Raw genomic sequence first — 15,247 nt, forward strand, 5'->3', positions numbered from 1 at the left:
GGAGACGGCGCGAAGCCCGGGTGAAGGGTGCGCGGCGCCGGAGCGGACGGCGGGTGGTCCGGGGGGTCAGCCCAGCGGCGCCTGGTAGCACTCGGAGGCCAGCGCCAGGCCCGAGCGCCACAGGAAGGCCTGCTTGGGCGAGTCGTGGCCGCCCGCCTCGACGACGATGCGCGCGGCGCCCAGCGCGCTGAGCCGGGGGCGGGCCTCCTCCAGCAGCGCGGCGCCTGTGTCCCACCAGTCGGCGGGGTCGGCGACCCAGAAGTCGTCGATGTAGGCGAGCTTGCCGCCGGGTGCGTAGATGTCGGCGGCCGGGCCCAGCACCGACAGCAGGCATCCGGCCAGCTCCGGCCCGCGTGATGCCACCAGGACCAGTCCGCTCCTGCGGTCGGCGACGATCCCGCTGACGCGGGCGCGGTGGCGTTCGCGGGCGTCGGGGGCGGGATCCCAGAAGCCGGGGGCGTGGCGCCGGTAGTCGCGGCGCCGCTGGTCGACGAGTTCGACGATCGCCTCGATGTGGGAGGCGTCGGCCTGTGCCACGTCCGGACGCTGCTGGGTCTCCATCGCACAACCCCTCTGCCCACCGCACCGGGCGAAGGGCGCCGGCGCATCGTGTTTTCACCGGTCATCCGCTCCCGCCCGGCTCGGGAGGGAGGGTCTCCCGCCTCCTCAGACGAAAACGGATGAATTCCGCGTGGTTCGTACCTTTCCCGCGGGAAGCGGGTTCTACGACATCTCGCCGTATCTTCGCTGCAATCGGTCGCCGTGCGGCGGTGCGTCCACCCGCGCGGGCGGCGGCCCTACGTGGTACGACGGTGCGAGGCCCGAGGGACGCGCCAGGCCCCGGCCCGGCCGCAGAAGGGGGAACGATGACCCACGCCGACGACAGCACCGGTTACCCCGCGGAGCTGCGCTCACTGCTGGACGGGCGCTGGCACCGCATCCGCGAGCTCGCGCGCGAGCACTTGCGCGGCGAGCGGTTCCGCCCCGTGGCGGGGCTGGGCGTGCAGGAGCACCGCGAGCGCGTGCTGGACCAGATCACCGCGATCGCCGGCAGCGAGATGTCCAGCTACGGGTTCTCCGCCGACTACGGCGGCAAGGACGACGTCGGCGGCTCGGTGGTCGCCTTCGAGATGCTGGTGTGCGACCTGTCCCTGATGGTCAAGGTCGGCGTGCAGTGGGGGCTGTTCGGCGGGGCGATCCAGGCGCTGGGCACCGACCGCCACCACGCCGCATACCTGCCGCGGGTGATGTCGATGGAGCTGCCGGGCTGCTTCGCCATGACCGAGACCGGCCACGGTTCCGACGTGCAGGGCCTGCGCACCACGGCCGAGTACGATCCGGCCACCGAGGAGTTCGTCGTCACCACGCCCGACGACGCCGCCCGCAAGGACTACATCGGCAACGCCGCCCGCGACGGGCGCATGGCCGTCGTCTTCGCCCAGCTGATCACCGAGGGTGTGAGCCACGGAGTGCACGCGCTGCTGGTGCCCATCCGCGACGAGGACGGCGCGCCGATGCCCGGCGTGCGCATCGCCGACTGCGGTCCCAAGGCCGGGCTCAACGGAGTGGACAACGGCCGGCTGTGGTTCGACTCGGTGCGGGTGCCCCGCGAGGCCCTGCTGAACCGCTACGGCGACGTCGCCCCCGACGGCACCTACTCCAGCCCCATCGACAGCGACAACCGCCGCTTCTTCACCATGCTCGGCACCCTGGTGCGCGGCCGCATCAGCGTCGCGGGCGGCGCCGGCAGCGCGACCAAGGCGGCGCTGGCGATCGCGGTCAAGTACGGCGACGTCCGCCGCCAGTTCGACAGGCCCGACACCGGCGAGGAGGTCGTGCTGCTGGACTACCGGGCCCATCAGCGGCGGCTGCTGCCGGCGCTGGCGCGCACCTACGCTCTGCACTTCGCCCAAGAGGAACTGGTCTCCACCCTGCACGAGCGCCACAGCGGCGACGCCGCCCGCGACGAGCGCGGCCAGCGCGAACTGGAGGCGCGCGCCGCCGGGATCAAGGCGCTGTCGACCTGGCACGCCACCCGCACCATCCAGACCTGCAGGGAGGCCTGCGGCGGCGCGGGCTATCTGGAGGAGAACCGGCTTCCCCAGCTCAAGGCCGACACCGACGTCTTCACCACCTTCGAGGGCGACAACACGGTGCTGCTGCAGCTGGTGGCCAAGGGGCTGCTGACCGACTACCGCCAGGAGTTCGGCGAGCTGGATCCGCTGGGCGTGGCGCGTTTCGCCGCCGGACAGTTCCTGGGTGCGGTCATCGAGCGCACCGCCGCCCGCTCGCTGATCGAGCGGCTGGTCAACGCCGCGCCCGGTCGCGACGACGAGTCCGACCTGTACAACCGAGGGTGGCAGCTGCGCCTGCTGGAGGACCGCGAGAAGCACGTCCTCGACGGTCTCGCGCGGCGGCTGCGCCGGGCCGGGTCCTCGTCGGACCCGCAGGCCTGGGACGTCTTCAACGAGGCCCAGGACCATGTGCTGTCGGCCGCGCGGGCGCACATGGAGCGCGTGGTGCTGGAGGCCTTCGTCGCCGCGATCGACCGCTGCTCCGACGAGCGCACCCGAGAGCTGCTGGACACGGTGTGCGACCTGTTCGTGCTCTCGGCCGTCGAGGAGGACCGCGCCTGGTTCCTGGAGCACGAGCGGCTGACCGCCACCCGCGCCAAGACGGTCACCCAGCAGGTCGACCGGCTGTGCGCGCGGCTGCGTCCGCACGCCGGGGCGCTGGTCGACGCGTTCGGGTTCCCCGACGAGTGGCTGGCGGCGCCCATCGCGCTGGGCGAGGAGGAGCGCCGCCAGCGCGAGCAGCGCGAGCGCACCGCCGCCGCGCAGGGCTGAGTTCCCCGACCCGGAGCGGGAGCCGGTAGGGCGTGGGGGCGTCCTCCTCTTTTCGGCGTCCGCCCCGGGGGCCGGGTCTTCCCACAGCCGCGCGGCTACCGGCGCGCGCCTCGCGGCGTCCGCCGGTTGTCGTTCCACCGGTGGGCGCCCCGCCCCAGGAATCGTGGTCGTGCCCGGCCTCCGCCCGCGACCGCGCCGCCCTCCATCCGCCTATGCGGCAGTCCGCTCATGAGGGGCCGGTGCCATCGTGCGCCCGCACCGCCCGTCGGGTGGCGCGGCTCGGGCGCGGCGGTTCGGCCCCGGCCCGGAACGGCCGCCGCAGAAGGCGGATCCGGCTCCTGCGGTGCCCGTACGCACCGAGGACGTGATCATTGCGTTGCCGGCCGATGACACGCCGTTGACACCGCCGTTACCGTCCCGTACTTTACCGAGCACTGGAAAGCGCTTCCCAGATCTCCGTGACGACGGAGTTCCGGCCCGTCGGCCGTTCGCGGCGCCCGGCGGCCCCCTGGGGACACCGTGCCCGGGGTCACCTGAGGGCGGTTCCGACCGCGGAACCGCCGTGTCCGGCCCGAACCATCGGGCGTTTACCTCTCCCCGCTAGGAGACCCGAAGCATGAACAGCACCAGGAAGAACCGTCGTTCCACCCGCACGCGGTTCCTCGCCTACACCGGCGGCTTCGTCGCGCTGTGCGCCGGGGCCGCGCTGATCGCCGGCACCCTGGCGACGGCCGGCGAGACCGGCACCGAGGCCGCCACCGTCGCCGAGACCGCGCAGGCCGCGGGCTCGCCGGAGGGATGGGCGTCGGAGAACGGCGGCACCACCGGCGGCGCCGGCGGCGACACCGTCACCGTCTCCAGCGCCCAAGCCCTGGTCGAGGCCATCTCCGCCGACGGCCCCGCCGTGGTCGAGATCCAGGGCAGCATCGACCTGGACGGCATGAACGACGTCGCCTCCAACAAGACCGTCATCGGCGCCCCCGGCGCCGAAATCACCGGCGGCGGCCTCGACATCGACGAGGCCCACAACGTCATCGTGCAGAACATCGCCTTCGCCGACTGGGGCGACGACGCGATCAACGTCCAAGACGGCTCCACCAACGTGTGGATCGACCACAACAGCTTCACCGGCGGCTACGACGGCGCCGTGGACATCAAACGCGAATCCGACTACGTCACCGTCTCCTGGAACCACGTCTTCGACCACGACAAGTCCATGCTGCTGGGCCACTCCGACGGCCACACCGCCGACGAGGGCCACCTGCGGGTGAGCTACCACCACAACTTCTTCGACGGCTCCGACACCCGCCACCCCCGCGTGCGCTTCGGCGAGACCGTCCACGTCTACAACAACTACTACCGCGACAACGAGGAGTACGGCGTGGCCTCCACCATGGACGCCGGAGTCCTGGTCGAGGACAACTACTTCGAAAACGTCCAGACCCCCACCGAGGTGGGCTACGGCTCCTCCGACGACGGCCGCCTGGAGGCCTCCGGCAACGTCTACGACAACTCCGGCCAGCCCGAGACCGCCGGCAGCGTCGCCGACGTGCCCTACTCCTACAATCCCGATCCGGCCCAGGACATCCCCGCCATCGTCACCGACGGCGCCGGACCCGGAAACCTGTAGCACCTCGCCCGCTGGAGAGTGCTCCCCCACGGCACTCTCGGGGTAAGCGCTTACCGAAGGTGCGCAGCGCCGCGCCCGCCGGAGCCTCCGGCGGGCGCGGTCGCGTGCGGTCGGCGGGGTGCAGGCCCGCTCACTCCGCGGGCCGCACCACCGGGCGGTGGACCACCTCGTCGATGACGGTGAGCGTCTGGGTCGAGGTGACGCCCGGCAGCGCCTGCAGCCGGGTGAGGATCAGATCGCGCAGCTGATCGGTGTCGGCCACGCGCACCAGGAGCACGATGTCGGCCGAGCCCACCACGTACCAGCAGTATTCGACCTCGGGGTAGGAGGAGAGCACCTCGCGGTTGGCCCGCCAGTCGGGCTGGCTTCCCGAGATCAGCACCAGCGCCGTGACGCCCAGGCCCATCTTGGCGTGGTCGGCCACCACCGAATAGCCGCGGATGACGCCGTCGTCGGTGAGCCGCTTGATGCGGTTGTAGGCGGTCGCGCGCGACACGTTGGCCATGCTCGCGATCTCGGTGATGCCGGTGCGGGCGTCGTCGGCGAGGGCACCGATGATGATCTCGTCGGTGGCGTCGGGCAGCCGCCCTCCGCGCCGTCGGGAGCGCTCGCCGTCCGAGCCCGCCGAGGAGGGCCGCAGGGGCCCCGTGCGTTCGGATTCCGCGGCGTTGTGGGCACGCCCGCTCTCCTGCCACTGCTGGCCGTCGGCCATTCCCAACTCCTGGGGTCTCGCCTCGAGCGACGGCCGGGCGGGCGACCATCGGCATGCGGTCGTTTCCGGGCAATTATCGAGACCGCGGGTGCGGTTTGGCCACCCGGGCCGCGGATTCGGTACTCGGCCGCCGAAGGCGGCGCGCTTACCATGGTGGCAGGACGCGCGGTGTACGCGTGCTCTGACCGCTAGGAGGCGCCATGCCCATCTCGCCCGAGGTCCGCGAGCGAGCTCGGGGCTTCCTGCCGGCCGGAGCCCGCATCCGCTACATCTTCCCCGCGTCGTGGAACGAATCGAGCTTCTTCGTGGTCGCGGTGACCGACGCGACGGTCACCGTACTGGTCAACCGGCTCTGGAGCCGTACGCGGCCCAAGCGCATCTGGCGCGTCTTCCCCCGCAACGTGCGGATCGGCCCCGTCGACACCCACCTCATCCCCACCTTCCACCTGGGCGGCAGCACTTTCGAGGTCGACGAGGAGTACGTCTCGGTGATCAACGCCTGCGACGCCGAACTGGAGGGCGCGGCTTCGCTCCCGCCCGACCCGCTGCCCGACCTGTAGCACGCACCGGCCGCCCCTGACCGGCGGCGGGACCCGCCTTCGCAGCATGTCTCGGTGGCACCGGCGTGCGCCATGCACAGTTAGACAAACGCGGACCAAATGACCATATTCGTCCGCTTCTGTATGCATTTTCCGCGACAATCTAGCGCAAGTGTCGATGTTCGGCGCACAATCAGGGGTGTCAAGATCATCACCGGGGCACCCGCCCCGCCACCGCACCAGGAAGGCGCCGCACATGCTCACCCGTGAGGAGGCCCCCCGGTTGGACGGCGACCCCGCGCTGCCGGCCGAGTCGGCGCGCCGTCTGTACCGGACGATGCTCACCGCGCGGCTGCTGGACACCGAGGCCGTGGCCCTGCAGCGCCAGGGCGTCTTTCCCGCCTACGTCTCGCTGCGCGGCCAGGAGGCCGCCCAGGTGGGCAGCGCGGCCGCCATGGACGCCCGCCGCGACTTCGCCTTCCCCACCTACCGCGAGATGGCCGTCGCGCTGGCCCTGGGCGTGGACATGGCGGGCTACATGGCCAGCCACCGCGCACTGTGGCACGGCGGCCTCTACGACCCCATGGCTGCACGCTTCGCTCCCGTCAACGCCGTGGTCGGCGGCCCCGTACCGCACGCCGTGGGATGGGCGCTGGGCGAGAAGCTGGCCGGGCGCAGCGGCTGCGCGGTGTCCTACTTCGGCGACGGCGCCAGTTCCGAGGGCGACGTGCACGAGGCGATGAACCTCGCCGGCGTCATGGGCGCACCGGTGGTGTTCGTGTGCCAGAACAATCAATGGGCCTTGTCGGTGCCCAACGAGCGCCAGATCGCGGGCGGATCGGTCGCCGCGCGCGCAGCCGGGTACGGCATGCCCGGCGTCGCCGTCGACGGAGACGACGTCGCCGCCGTCTACACCGCCGTGCGCGAAGCGCTGGAGCGCGCCCGCTCCGGCGACGGTCCCAGCCTGGTCGAAGCGCTGACCTACCGGGCAGCACCGCACTCCACTTCCGACGACACCTCCCGCTACCGCGACCCGGACGAGGAGCGCGCCTGGGCCGAACGCGATCCCCTGCCCCGTGCGCGCGCCGCGCTGGAGGCGGCCGGGCACGCCGACGCCGCGTTCTTCGAGCAGGCCGAGGCCGAGTGCCGCGCCGAGGCCGAGCGCATCCGCGACACGGTCAGCGCCGCCCCCGAGCCGCCGGGTTCGGACCTGTTCGCCCACGTCTACCGCGAACCCACCGAGGAGCTGGCCCGCCAGCGCCGCGTCTGGCAGGAGGAGGTCGCATGAGCCCGACCGCGACGGACACGCCCGGTGCCGCCTCGGCGCCCGCTGTTCCGGCCACGATGCGCGAGGCGCTGAACCGGGCGCTGGACGAAGCGCTGGCCGAGGACCCGGCGACCCTGGTCTTCGGCGAGGACGTCGGCCGGCTCGGCGGCGTCTTCCGCGTGACCGAGGGCCTGCAGCGGCGCCACGGCGAGCACCGCGTCTTCGACACCCCGCTGGCCGAGGCCGCGATCGCGGGGATGTCCGTGGGACTGGCGATGAACGGCTGGCGCCCCGTGCCCGAGCTGCAGTTCGACGGCTTCGCCTATCCCGCCATGGACCAGATCGTCAACCAGATCGCGCGGATGAACTACCGCTCGCGCGGCGCCGCCCCCATGCCGGTCACCGTGCGGATCCCCAGCTTCGGGGGCATCCAGGCGCCCGAACACCACGGCGAGAGCCTGGAGGCGGTCTTCGCCCACGTGCCCGGCCTGAAGGTCGCCGCGCCCTCCGACGCCCCCGACGCCTACCGCCTGCTGCTGCAGTCGGTGCGCTGTGACGACCCAGTGGTGTTCCTGGAGCCCAAGGCGCGCTACTGGGACCGCAGCCCCTCCCCCGCCGGCGCGGGCCCGGTCGAGGACGCCGCGGTGGGCACCAGCCGCGTGGTACGCCCCGGCCGCCACGCCACACTGGTGGCCTGGGGCGCGATGGTTCACCGCTGCCTGCAGGCGGCCGAGGCCGCCGCCGAGGACGGTGTGGAGCTGGAGGTGGTGGACCTGCGCTGGCTCAAACCGATCGACGCCGCGGGGCTGGCGGAATCGGTGGGCCGCACCCGGCGCGCGGTGGTGGTGCACGAGGCACCGCTGACAGCGGGGCTGGGCGGCGAGGTGAGCGCGCTGATCACCGAAGGGGCGTTCTCGCGGCTGGCCGCGCCGGTGCAGCGGGTCGCCGGCTTCGACGTGGTCTACCCGGCGGGTCCGCTGGAGCCGCAGTACCTGCCCACGGTCGACCGCATCCTGTTCGCGGTGCAGCGGACCTTCGAATAGGGGGAATCACGGCGATGGCGACGAACGAGACGACGTTCCACCTTCCCGACCTGGGCGAGGGCCTGGTCGAGGCGACCGTGCTGGAGTGGCTCGTGCGCCCGGGCGAACGCGTCGAGCGCAACGGTCCGCTGGTCGAGGTCGAGACGACCAAATCGGCGGCGGAGATCCCCTCGCCGCATGCCGGCGTGGTCGCGCGACTGCACGCCGAGGAGGGAGAGGCGGTGGCCGTCGGGGCGCCGCTGGTCACCTTCGAGGTCGAGGAGGAAGCCGCGGGGATCGTGGGCACGGTCCCCGCGGAAGAGGCCCCGAAGCGCCGCCGCGTGCGGCTGACCCCGCCCGAAGACGAGTGATCCCGTTGCCGTCACGACCGAGCCGAGTGCGCCGGGCGCCGGGCGCACGCGGCGCCGGCCGCCCGGTCCGACCCCGATGGGAGCGCCCATGACCCGACACACGCTGCAGGCCGAGGTGCCGCTGCGCTACGCCCCTCCCGCACCGGACGCCGCGGGCGTGCCGGTGCTGCTGGTGCACGGGTTCGGTTCGGATTACGAGCTGAACTGGGAGCGCACCGGCTGGACGCGGGCGCTCGCCGACCTGCCGGTCTTCGGCTGCGACCTGCGCGGGCACGGAGGCAGCGGCAAGCCGCACGATCCGGCGGCCTACACCCCCGGCGCCTTCGTCGGCGACCTGGTGGCGCTGCTCGACGCGCTGGACATCGAGTGCGCCGACGTCGTGGGGTACTCGCTGGGCGCGCGGCTGGCCTGGGAGCTGGCCGTGCAGCGGCCGCAGCGGGTGCGCCGCGCGGTGCTGGCCGGGTTCGGGCCCCGCGACGCGTTCGCCGGCACCGACCTGGACGACCTGGAGGCCGACGGCTCTCCGTTCGGGCAGGTCTATCGGACCGCCGCCGCGCTGCCCGGGGGCGATCCCGAGGCGCTGGCGGCGTGCGCGCGCGGGCAGGCCGCCCATCCGTTCTCGGTCGAGCCGGCGCCCGCGGGGATCCCGACGCTGCTGCTGGCCGGCGAGCGCGACGAGCTCGCCGAGGGCATGGAGGACCTCGCCCAAGCCGTGGGCGCGACGGCGCTGCGGGCGCCGGGGCGCGACCACGCTACGGCCGTCGCGGCGCGGCGCCTCAAGAATGCCGCCGCGGATTTCCTCGCCGCCGAAGCGGGTGCGCCTTCCCGGTTGTAAAAGGCGGGCACCGCAACGACGCGCCCGTCACCCTCCGCCACCGGGCGGGGACGCGCGAGTTGGGCGAGAATTGCCCTTGCGCACCAGCTGCCGACCTGCTGAGACAGTGGCGGGAGCCACAGCGGACAAGCGAACCGGTAACGTCCGTTTCGCTTGGCTCTCGCCTTCATAACAACCGTTCCCCGGTGATTGGTGACATTTCACGGAACGTATATCGTCCGGCAGCAGAACCCGGCGGTCCCCCACAAGCGTGGGCCGCTTCAGGGCTGAAGGGGAGTGAAGAGTGAACAAGCGAGCCGCCAAGCTCGCCGCCGCCACAGCGGCAGGCGTGCTGGCCCTGGCCTTGACGGCCTGTGACAATCCCGAAGGCGGTGGCGCCGAGGGCGACGGCGGAGGCGGAGGCGACGACGAGATCCGCGTCGGCCTCGCCTACGACGTCGGCGGACGGGGCGACAAGTCGTTCAACGACTCGGCCTATCGGGGCCTTCAGCAGGTCCAGGAGGAGCTGGGTATCAGCTCCGAGAACGTCCAGGACTTCGAGCCCAGCGAGGGCGAGTCGGACGTCGACAAGGAAGAACGTCTCAAGAACATGGCCGACCAGGGCTTCGACGTGGTCATCGGGGTGGGCTTCGCCTACACCCAGCCGATGATCAACGTGGCCGGCGAGGAGGCCTACTCCGACGTCGACTTCGCCATCGTCGACTCCGAGATCACCGATCTGGAGAACGTCACCAGCCTGGTCTTCACCGAGGAGGAGGCCTCCTACCTGGTCGGCGCGGCGGCCGCGCTGAAGACCGAGGAGGACCACATCGGCTTCGTCGGCGGTGTCGAGACCCCGCTGATCCACAAGTTCGAGGCCGGGTACGTGGCCGGGGCGGAGAAGATCAACCCCGACGTCGAGATCGAGACCGCCTACCTCACCCAGCCGCCGGACATGAGCGGCTTCTCCGACCCTGCGACGGGCCGCAGCACCGCCCAGGGCCAGCTGGACAAGGGCGCCGACGTCATTTACCACGCGGCGGGCGCCTCGGGCAACGGCGTGCTGGAGGCCGTGGCCGGCGCCGAGAAGATGTTCATCGGCGTCGACAGCGACCAGTACAAGACCGCGCCGGAGGACCAGAAGCAGTACGTCGTCACCTCGGCGGTCAAGCGTGTGGACACCGCGGTGTTCGAGTACGTGAAGTCGGTGCAGGACGGCGAGGCGCAGTCGGGCATTCAGCGCTTCGACCTCGAAAGCGGCGGCGTCGGCTACGCCAAGTCCAACGAGGAGGCGATCTCCGACATCGAGGACCGCCTCGACGAGCTCAAGCAGCAGATCATCGACGGCGAGATCGAGGTCCCGAGCGAGCCCTGAGGCTCATAGGCCCTAAGGTGGTCCCCGCGTTGTCGGGTCCGCCCGACCGCAGAGCGTCCGTCACCGGGGCCCGGGAGAGCGCCCGGGCCCCGGTGACGCGGTCCGCCCTCCCCCAGCTCCGCCGCCGGCGGCCGCGCCTTCGCGCGCAACGGCCGTCGGCGGCCTGATTTACGCCAACTAGGAGTCGGATGAGCAGCGCACCGTCCGGCGGCGGGGAGGCACCTCCCGCCGTCGAGCTGCGCGGGATAACCAAGAGGTTCCCGGGGGTCGTGGCCAACCACGACATCGACATCTCCGTGGACGCCGGGACGGTCCACGCCATCGTGGGTGAGAACGGCGCCGGCAAGTCCACTCTGATGAAGACCCTCTACGGCATGCACCGGCCGGACGAGGGCACGATCGCCGTCAAAGGCGGAGTCGTACGGCTCGGTTCGCCCTCCGACGCCATCAAGCACGGCATCGGCATGGTGCACCAGCACTTCATGCTCGCCGACAACCTGACCGTGCTGGAGAACGTGGTGCTGGGGGCCGAGCGCCGCGGGGGCATCGGCCACGCCGCGCGTGCGCGCATCGCGGCCCTGTCCGACCAGTACGGGCTGGGCGTGGAGCCCGACCGGCTGATGGAGGAGCTGGGCGTGGGCCAGCGCCAGCGCGTGGAGATCCTCAAGGTGCTCTACCGCGGCGCCGACATCGTCATCCTGGACGAGCCCACCGCGGTCCTGGTGCCCCAGGAGGTCGACGAGCTGTTCGACAACCTGCGCGAGCTCAAGCGCGAGGGCCTGACCGTCATCTTCATCTCCCACAAGCTCGACGAGGTGCTCTCGGTCGCCGACACCATCACCGTCATCCGTCGCGGCACCACGGTGGCCACCGTCGACCCGAGCCGCACCAGCGCCCGCGAACTGGCCACCCTCATGGTCGGCGGCGAGCTGCCCGTGCCCGAGCTGCGCGAGTCCACGGTCACCGATCGCCCGATGCTGGAGATCGGCGGACTGCGGGTGAGCGATCCCGGCGGCCGGCGGGTCGTCGACGACGTGTCCCTGGATATCCGCGAGGGCGAGATCGTGGGCATCGCGGGCGTCGAGGGCAACGGCCAGTCGGAGCTGATCGAGGCCGTCATGGGCATGCGGTCGGTCGAGGCCGGAAGCGTGCGGCTGAACGGCGGCGACATCACCGGCTGGGGCACGCTGGCGATCCGCGAGGCGGGGGTCGGCTACATCCCCGAGGACCGGACCCGCCACGGCATGCTGCTGGAATCCCCGCTGTGGGAGAACCGCATCCTCGGCCACCAGGGCGAGCGGCCCAACTCCCGCGGCATCTGGATCGACTGCGCCGGCGCGCGCGCCGACACCGAGCGGATCGTGGCCGACTACGACGTGCGCACCCCCGGCATCGAAGTCATCGCCGAGGCGCTCAGCGGCGGCAACCAGCAGAAGCTGATCGTGGGGCGCGAAATGAGCGGGCGGCCCAAGGTACTGGTGGCGGCCCACCCCACCCGAGGTGTGGACGTGGGCGCCCAGGCGGCCATCTGGGACCATCTGCGGCGGGCGCGAAGCGACGGGCTCGCGGTGCTGCTGGTCTCGGCGGACCTGGACGAGCTGATCGGCATGTCCGACACGCTGCACGTCATCCTGCGCGGTCGGCTGGTGGCGCGGGCCGACCCGATGACGGTGACCCCCGAGGAACTGGGCGCCGCGATGACCGGCGCCGGCCTGGACGAGGGAGCCGGCAGCGGCGGCAGTGAAGGCGAGGACGGCGAATGAGAATCCCCCTTCCCCCGCCGGCGGCGGCCGGTGCGGCCGCCGTGCTCGGCGCGGGTGTCACCGCCGCCGCTGATTTGGGCCTGCTCGCGCCCGCGGCGGCGGCTCTGGGTGTGGCGGCGGCCTTCGCCCTGGTGGTGCCGACGACCCGGCCCACGACCGACGACGCCGAGACGCGGATGCACCGGCTGCTGGTGGCGCCGATCGCGCTGGTGCTGTCGGTGGTCGCGGGCCTGCTGGCAGGCGGGATCCTCGACTGGTGGCTGATCGAGCCGGTGGCCTACCCGCTGGGCGCGCTCATCGGCTCGGTGGCGGCTTTCTGGCTGTACCGGCGGCTGTCGACCACGCTGGCGCTGTCCTTCGGCGCCGTGGTCGCGGCCGGCGTGCTGGCGCTGGCGGTCACGGCGCTGGTGCTGCAGATCAGCGGCGTGGCGCCCTTCCACGCGTTCAGCAGGATGCTGGAGTTCGGGCTGCAGCCCGACAGCCTGGTCATCATGGTCAACTCCGGCACCACCTTCTACCTGTCCGCGGTGGCGGTGGCGATCGGCTTCAAGATGAAGCTGTTCAACATCGGCGTGGACGGCCAGTACCGGCTGGCGGCGCTGCTGGCCGCAGCCGTGGGCGGCGCCTGGGTGATGCCGCCGGTCGTCCACCAGATCGTCATCGTCATGGTGGCGGTGGCCGTCGGCGGCTTCTGGGCGGGCATCGCGGGCTATCTGAAGGTGGCCCGCGGCGTCTCCGAAGTGATCTCCACGATCATGCTGAACTCGGTGGCCACGGGGATCACCGCCTACCTGCTCAACACCGACCGGCTGGCGGTGCAGATCAGCACCAACAACATCGGTACCCCCGAGATCCCGGCGTCGGGGCAGGTGCCGGGCATCCCCGCCGGGTTCATGGGCGCCGACCGCGACATCTTCGGGCTGGTCTTCCTGGCGGCCGCGGTGGGTGTGGGCTACTGGCTCATGCTCAACCGCACCCGGTTCGGCTTCGACCTGCGCGCCACCGGCCAGTCGCCCACGGCGGCACGGGCCAGCGGCATCGACATCAAGCGCATGGTGCTGCTTTCGATGGTCATCTCCGGGATGGTCGCCGGCCTGGTGGGAATGCCCCAGCTGCTCGGCCAGTCGCATTACTACGCGCTGGACTTCCCCACCGGCCTCGGATTCACCGGCATCGCGATCGCGCTGCTGGGGCGCAACCACCCGGTAGGGATCGCGTTCGCCGCGCTGTTCTGGGCGTTTTTGGACCAGTCCAGCCAGATCCTGGACTTCGAGGGCATCCCCAAGGAGATCGCCGTGGTCACCCAGGCCACCATCGTGCTGACCGTGGTCGTGGTGTACGAGGTCGTGCACCGCTGGGGTCTGCGCTACCAGCAGCAGCAGGTCGGCCGGGAGCTGGCCCGCGGCGAGCGTGAGGAGGCGGCGGCGTCATGAGCCAGGATCTGACGGTCACCGACGCGCCCCCGCCCCCGACCGGGGCCCGGCGCGGCACCCGGTCGCGGTGGCGCTTCGTCAGCATCGCCCTCGCGGCGTTCGTGGCGCTGGCGGGGGTGCGGGCCATCACCGGCCAGCCGATGCTGACCAGCCCCGGCACCATCCAGGCGACGCTCGCGTTCGCCGTGCCGATCGGGCTGGCGGGCCTGGGCGGTGTGTGGGCCGAACGCGCCGGGATCATCAACATCGGCCTCGAAGGCATGATGGTGCTGGGCACCTGGTTCGGCGCCTACTTCGCCTTCACCTTCGACAACCCGTGGGCGGGGCTGGTCGCCGGGGTCCTGGGCGGCATGGCCGGCGGGCTCATCCACGCGGTGGCCACGGTCACCTTCGGCGTGGACCACATCGTCTCGGGCGTGGCGATCAACATCCTTGCGGTAGGCGCGATGCGCTACCTGTCGCTGCTGTTCTTCGTCGACACTCCCGGCGGCGGCGCCGCCCAGTCGCCGCAGCTGCCGGAGTTCCCGCAGGTCGGGCTGCCGTTCGTGGCCCAGATGCTGGCGCCGGTGCGCGATTCGGGCGTGTTCCTGCTCGCCGACACCGCCTCCCTGATCACCGGGCTGACCACGGGCATGTCGGTGATGACGCTGCTGGCGATCCTGCTTGCGCCGCTGACGTTCGCGGTGCTGTGGCACACCCCGTTCGGGCTCCGGCTGCGCTCGTGCGGGGAGAACCCCGACGCCGCCGAGTCGCTGGGCGTGCCGGTTTACGCCTACAAGTTCACCGCGGTGGTGTTCTCCGGCGGGTTCGCCGGGATGGGCGGGGTGTTCCTCGCGATGGTGGCCTCGTCGGTGTACCAGGAGGGGCAGACCGGCGGACGCGGCTACATCGGCCTGGCCGCGATGATCTTCGGCAACTGGCGGCCGGGCGGGCTGGCGATGGGTGCCGGACTGTTCGGGTTCACCGACGCGCTGCAGGTGCGCGGCGGCGGTGGCGCGGTCCACGCGCTGCTGCTGCTGATCGCGCTGGCGCTGCTGGTGGGTGCTGTGGCCAGGCTGGCGATGGCGGCGCGGCGCTTGCGCGGCACCGCCGACTTCGCCAGCGTGGCGACCGTGGGCGGCGTGTTCGCCGCGGGCACCGCGATCGCGGCCGTCGGCGGCGCGGTGGCCGTCACGGGCGGCGCCGTGTGGTGGTGGGCCGTCGCGGCGCTGGGTGTGGCCGTCGGCGCGGTCGCGGCGGTGCGGGCGGTGCGCGCACGGCCCGCGGCGGCCGGGAGCCTGCCGGTGCCGGCGCTCGCCGCGGCGGCCGCGGGCGTCGTCGTGCTGGTGTGGTACTTCGCCACCGACTCTCTTCCGGGGCAGCTGGTCACCTACAGCCCGCATATCGCGACCCTGCTGGTGCTGGCGCTGGCCTCCCAGCGCCTGCGCCCGCCGGCGAACGTGGGCCGCCAGTGGCGCAAGGGGCGCGCGTGAGCG

The 15,247-nt window shown here is 72.2% G+C and carries 13 protein-coding genes; 11 read left to right on the forward strand and 2 right to left on the reverse strand.

Annotated elements, in window-relative coordinates; translation table 11 throughout:
• Positions 1-66: 66 nt before the first annotated feature.
• Positions 67-561, reverse strand: coding sequence for a hypothetical protein (locus tag LP52_RS02960; protein WP_052809362.1), 495 nt, complete (start codon positions 559-561; stop codon positions 67-69).
• A 305-nt stretch (positions 562-866) separates the two neighbouring features.
• Here LP52_RS02960 and LP52_RS02965 point away from each other — a divergent pair, with 305 nt between their 5' ends.
• A complete protein-coding gene (locus LP52_RS02965) occupies positions 867-2,846 on the forward strand; it encodes an acyl-CoA dehydrogenase family protein (protein ID WP_040270575.1) in 1,980 nt (659 codons plus the stop codon).
• Positions 2,847-3,462: 616 nt separating this feature from the next.
• Positions 3,463-4,476, forward strand: coding sequence for a pectate lyase family protein (locus LP52_RS28655; protein ID WP_040270577.1), 1,014 nt, complete (start codon positions 3,463-3,465; stop codon positions 4,474-4,476).
• A gap of 130 nt (positions 4,477-4,606) precedes the next feature.
• Here the strand turns inward: LP52_RS28655 and LP52_RS02975 are convergent, their stop codons facing one another.
• Complete coding sequence (locus tag LP52_RS02975; RefSeq protein WP_238580706.1) at positions 4,607-5,188, reverse strand: Lrp/AsnC family transcriptional regulator; 582 nt, start codon at positions 5,186-5,188, stop codon at positions 4,607-4,609.
• 200 nt (positions 5,189-5,388) lie between these two features.
• Between LP52_RS02975 and LP52_RS02980 the strand changes: the two genes are divergently transcribed.
• The 9 genes from LP52_RS02980 (at position 5,389) to LP52_RS03020 (ending at position 15,244) form a co-directional block, all read left to right on the forward strand.
• Positions 5,389-5,748 (forward strand): hypothetical protein, encoded by a 360-nt coding sequence (locus LP52_RS02980; protein WP_040270578.1) that lies wholly within the window; start codon positions 5,389-5,391, stop codon positions 5,746-5,748.
• Positions 5,749-5,983: 235 nt separating this feature from the next.
• Positions 5,984-7,015, forward strand: a complete 1,032-nt coding sequence (locus LP52_RS02985) for a thiamine pyrophosphate-dependent dehydrogenase E1 component subunit alpha (RefSeq protein ID WP_052809363.1) — start codon at positions 5,984-5,986, stop codon at positions 7,013-7,015.
• A 56-nt stretch (positions 7,016-7,071) separates the two neighbouring features.
• Positions 7,072-8,037: an alpha-ketoacid dehydrogenase subunit beta gene (locus tag LP52_RS02990; protein WP_394298176.1), complete on the forward strand. Its 966-nt coding sequence runs from the start codon at positions 7,072-7,074 to the stop codon at positions 8,035-8,037.
• Positions 8,038-8,051: 14 nt separating this feature from the next.
• Positions 8,052-8,387 (forward strand): biotin/lipoyl-containing protein, encoded by a 336-nt coding sequence (locus LP52_RS02995; RefSeq protein WP_040270583.1) that lies wholly within the window; start codon positions 8,052-8,054, stop codon positions 8,385-8,387.
• Between the two features lie 88 nt (positions 8,388-8,475).
• On the forward strand, positions 8,476-9,222 hold the full coding sequence (locus LP52_RS03000; RefSeq protein ID WP_040270584.1) for an alpha/beta fold hydrolase: 747 nt from the start codon (positions 8,476-8,478) through the stop codon (positions 9,220-9,222).
• 283 nt (positions 9,223-9,505) lie between these two features.
• Positions 9,506-10,576 (forward strand): BMP family lipoprotein, encoded by a 1,071-nt coding sequence (locus tag LP52_RS03005; protein WP_052809364.1) that lies wholly within the window; start codon positions 9,506-9,508, stop codon positions 10,574-10,576.
• Positions 10,577-10,764: 188 nt separating this feature from the next.
• Positions 10,765-12,339 (forward strand): ABC transporter ATP-binding protein, encoded by a 1,575-nt coding sequence (locus LP52_RS03010; protein WP_040270585.1) that lies wholly within the window; start codon positions 10,765-10,767, stop codon positions 12,337-12,339.
• A complete protein-coding gene (locus LP52_RS03015; protein ID WP_040270586.1) occupies positions 12,336-13,772 on the forward strand; it encodes an ABC transporter permease in 1,437 nt (478 codons plus the stop codon). Before LP52_RS03010 ends, LP52_RS03015 begins: the two co-directional genes overlap by 4 nt.
• A complete protein-coding gene (locus tag LP52_RS03020) occupies positions 13,769-15,244 on the forward strand; it encodes an ABC transporter permease (RefSeq protein ID WP_040270588.1) in 1,476 nt (491 codons plus the stop codon). The genes LP52_RS03015 and LP52_RS03020 overlap by 4 nt, the downstream gene beginning before the upstream one ends.
• Positions 15,245-15,247 lie beyond the last annotated feature (3 nt).

It is taken from the genome of Streptomonospora alba, from assembly GCF_000826685.1.
In the GTDB taxonomy this organism is placed as follows: Bacteria; Actinomycetota; Actinomycetes; order Streptosporangiales; family Streptosporangiaceae; genus Streptomonospora; species Streptomonospora alba.

Excerpts from the sequence above, each read along its gene's own strand:
- LP52_RS02960 (WP_052809362.1), bottom strand. The coding sequence starts at position 561 with ATGGAGACCCAGCAGCGTCCGGACGTGGCACAGGCCGACGCCTCCCAC.
- LP52_RS02965 (WP_040270575.1), top strand. The coding sequence starts at position 867 with ATGACCCACGCCGACGACAGCACCGGTTACCCCGCGGAGCTGCGCTCA.
- LP52_RS28655 (WP_040270577.1), top strand. The coding sequence starts at position 3,463 with ATGAACAGCACCAGGAAGAACCGTCGTTCCACCCGCACGCGGTTCCTC.
- LP52_RS02975 (WP_238580706.1), bottom strand. The coding sequence starts at position 5,188 with ATGGCCGACGGCCAGCAGTGGCAGGAGAGCGGGCGTGCCCACAACGCC.
- LP52_RS02980 (WP_040270578.1), top strand. The coding sequence starts at position 5,389 with ATGCCCATCTCGCCCGAGGTCCGCGAGCGAGCTCGGGGCTTCCTGCCG.
- LP52_RS02985 (WP_052809363.1), top strand. The coding sequence starts at position 5,984 with ATGCTCACCCGTGAGGAGGCCCCCCGGTTGGACGGCGACCCCGCGCTG.
- LP52_RS02990 (WP_394298176.1), top strand. The coding sequence starts at position 7,072 with ATGCGCGAGGCGCTGAACCGGGCGCTGGACGAAGCGCTGGCCGAGGAC.
- LP52_RS02995 (WP_040270583.1), top strand. The coding sequence starts at position 8,052 with ATGGCGACGAACGAGACGACGTTCCACCTTCCCGACCTGGGCGAGGGC.
- LP52_RS03000 (WP_040270584.1), top strand. The coding sequence starts at position 8,476 with ATGACCCGACACACGCTGCAGGCCGAGGTGCCGCTGCGCTACGCCCCT.
- LP52_RS03010 (WP_040270585.1), top strand. The coding sequence starts at position 10,765 with ATGAGCAGCGCACCGTCCGGCGGCGGGGAGGCACCTCCCGCCGTCGAG.
- LP52_RS03015 (WP_040270586.1), top strand. The coding sequence starts at position 12,336 with ATGAGAATCCCCCTTCCCCCGCCGGCGGCGGCCGGTGCGGCCGCCGTG.
- LP52_RS03020 (WP_040270588.1), top strand. The coding sequence starts at position 13,769 with ATGAGCCAGGATCTGACGGTCACCGACGCGCCCCCGCCCCCGACCGGG.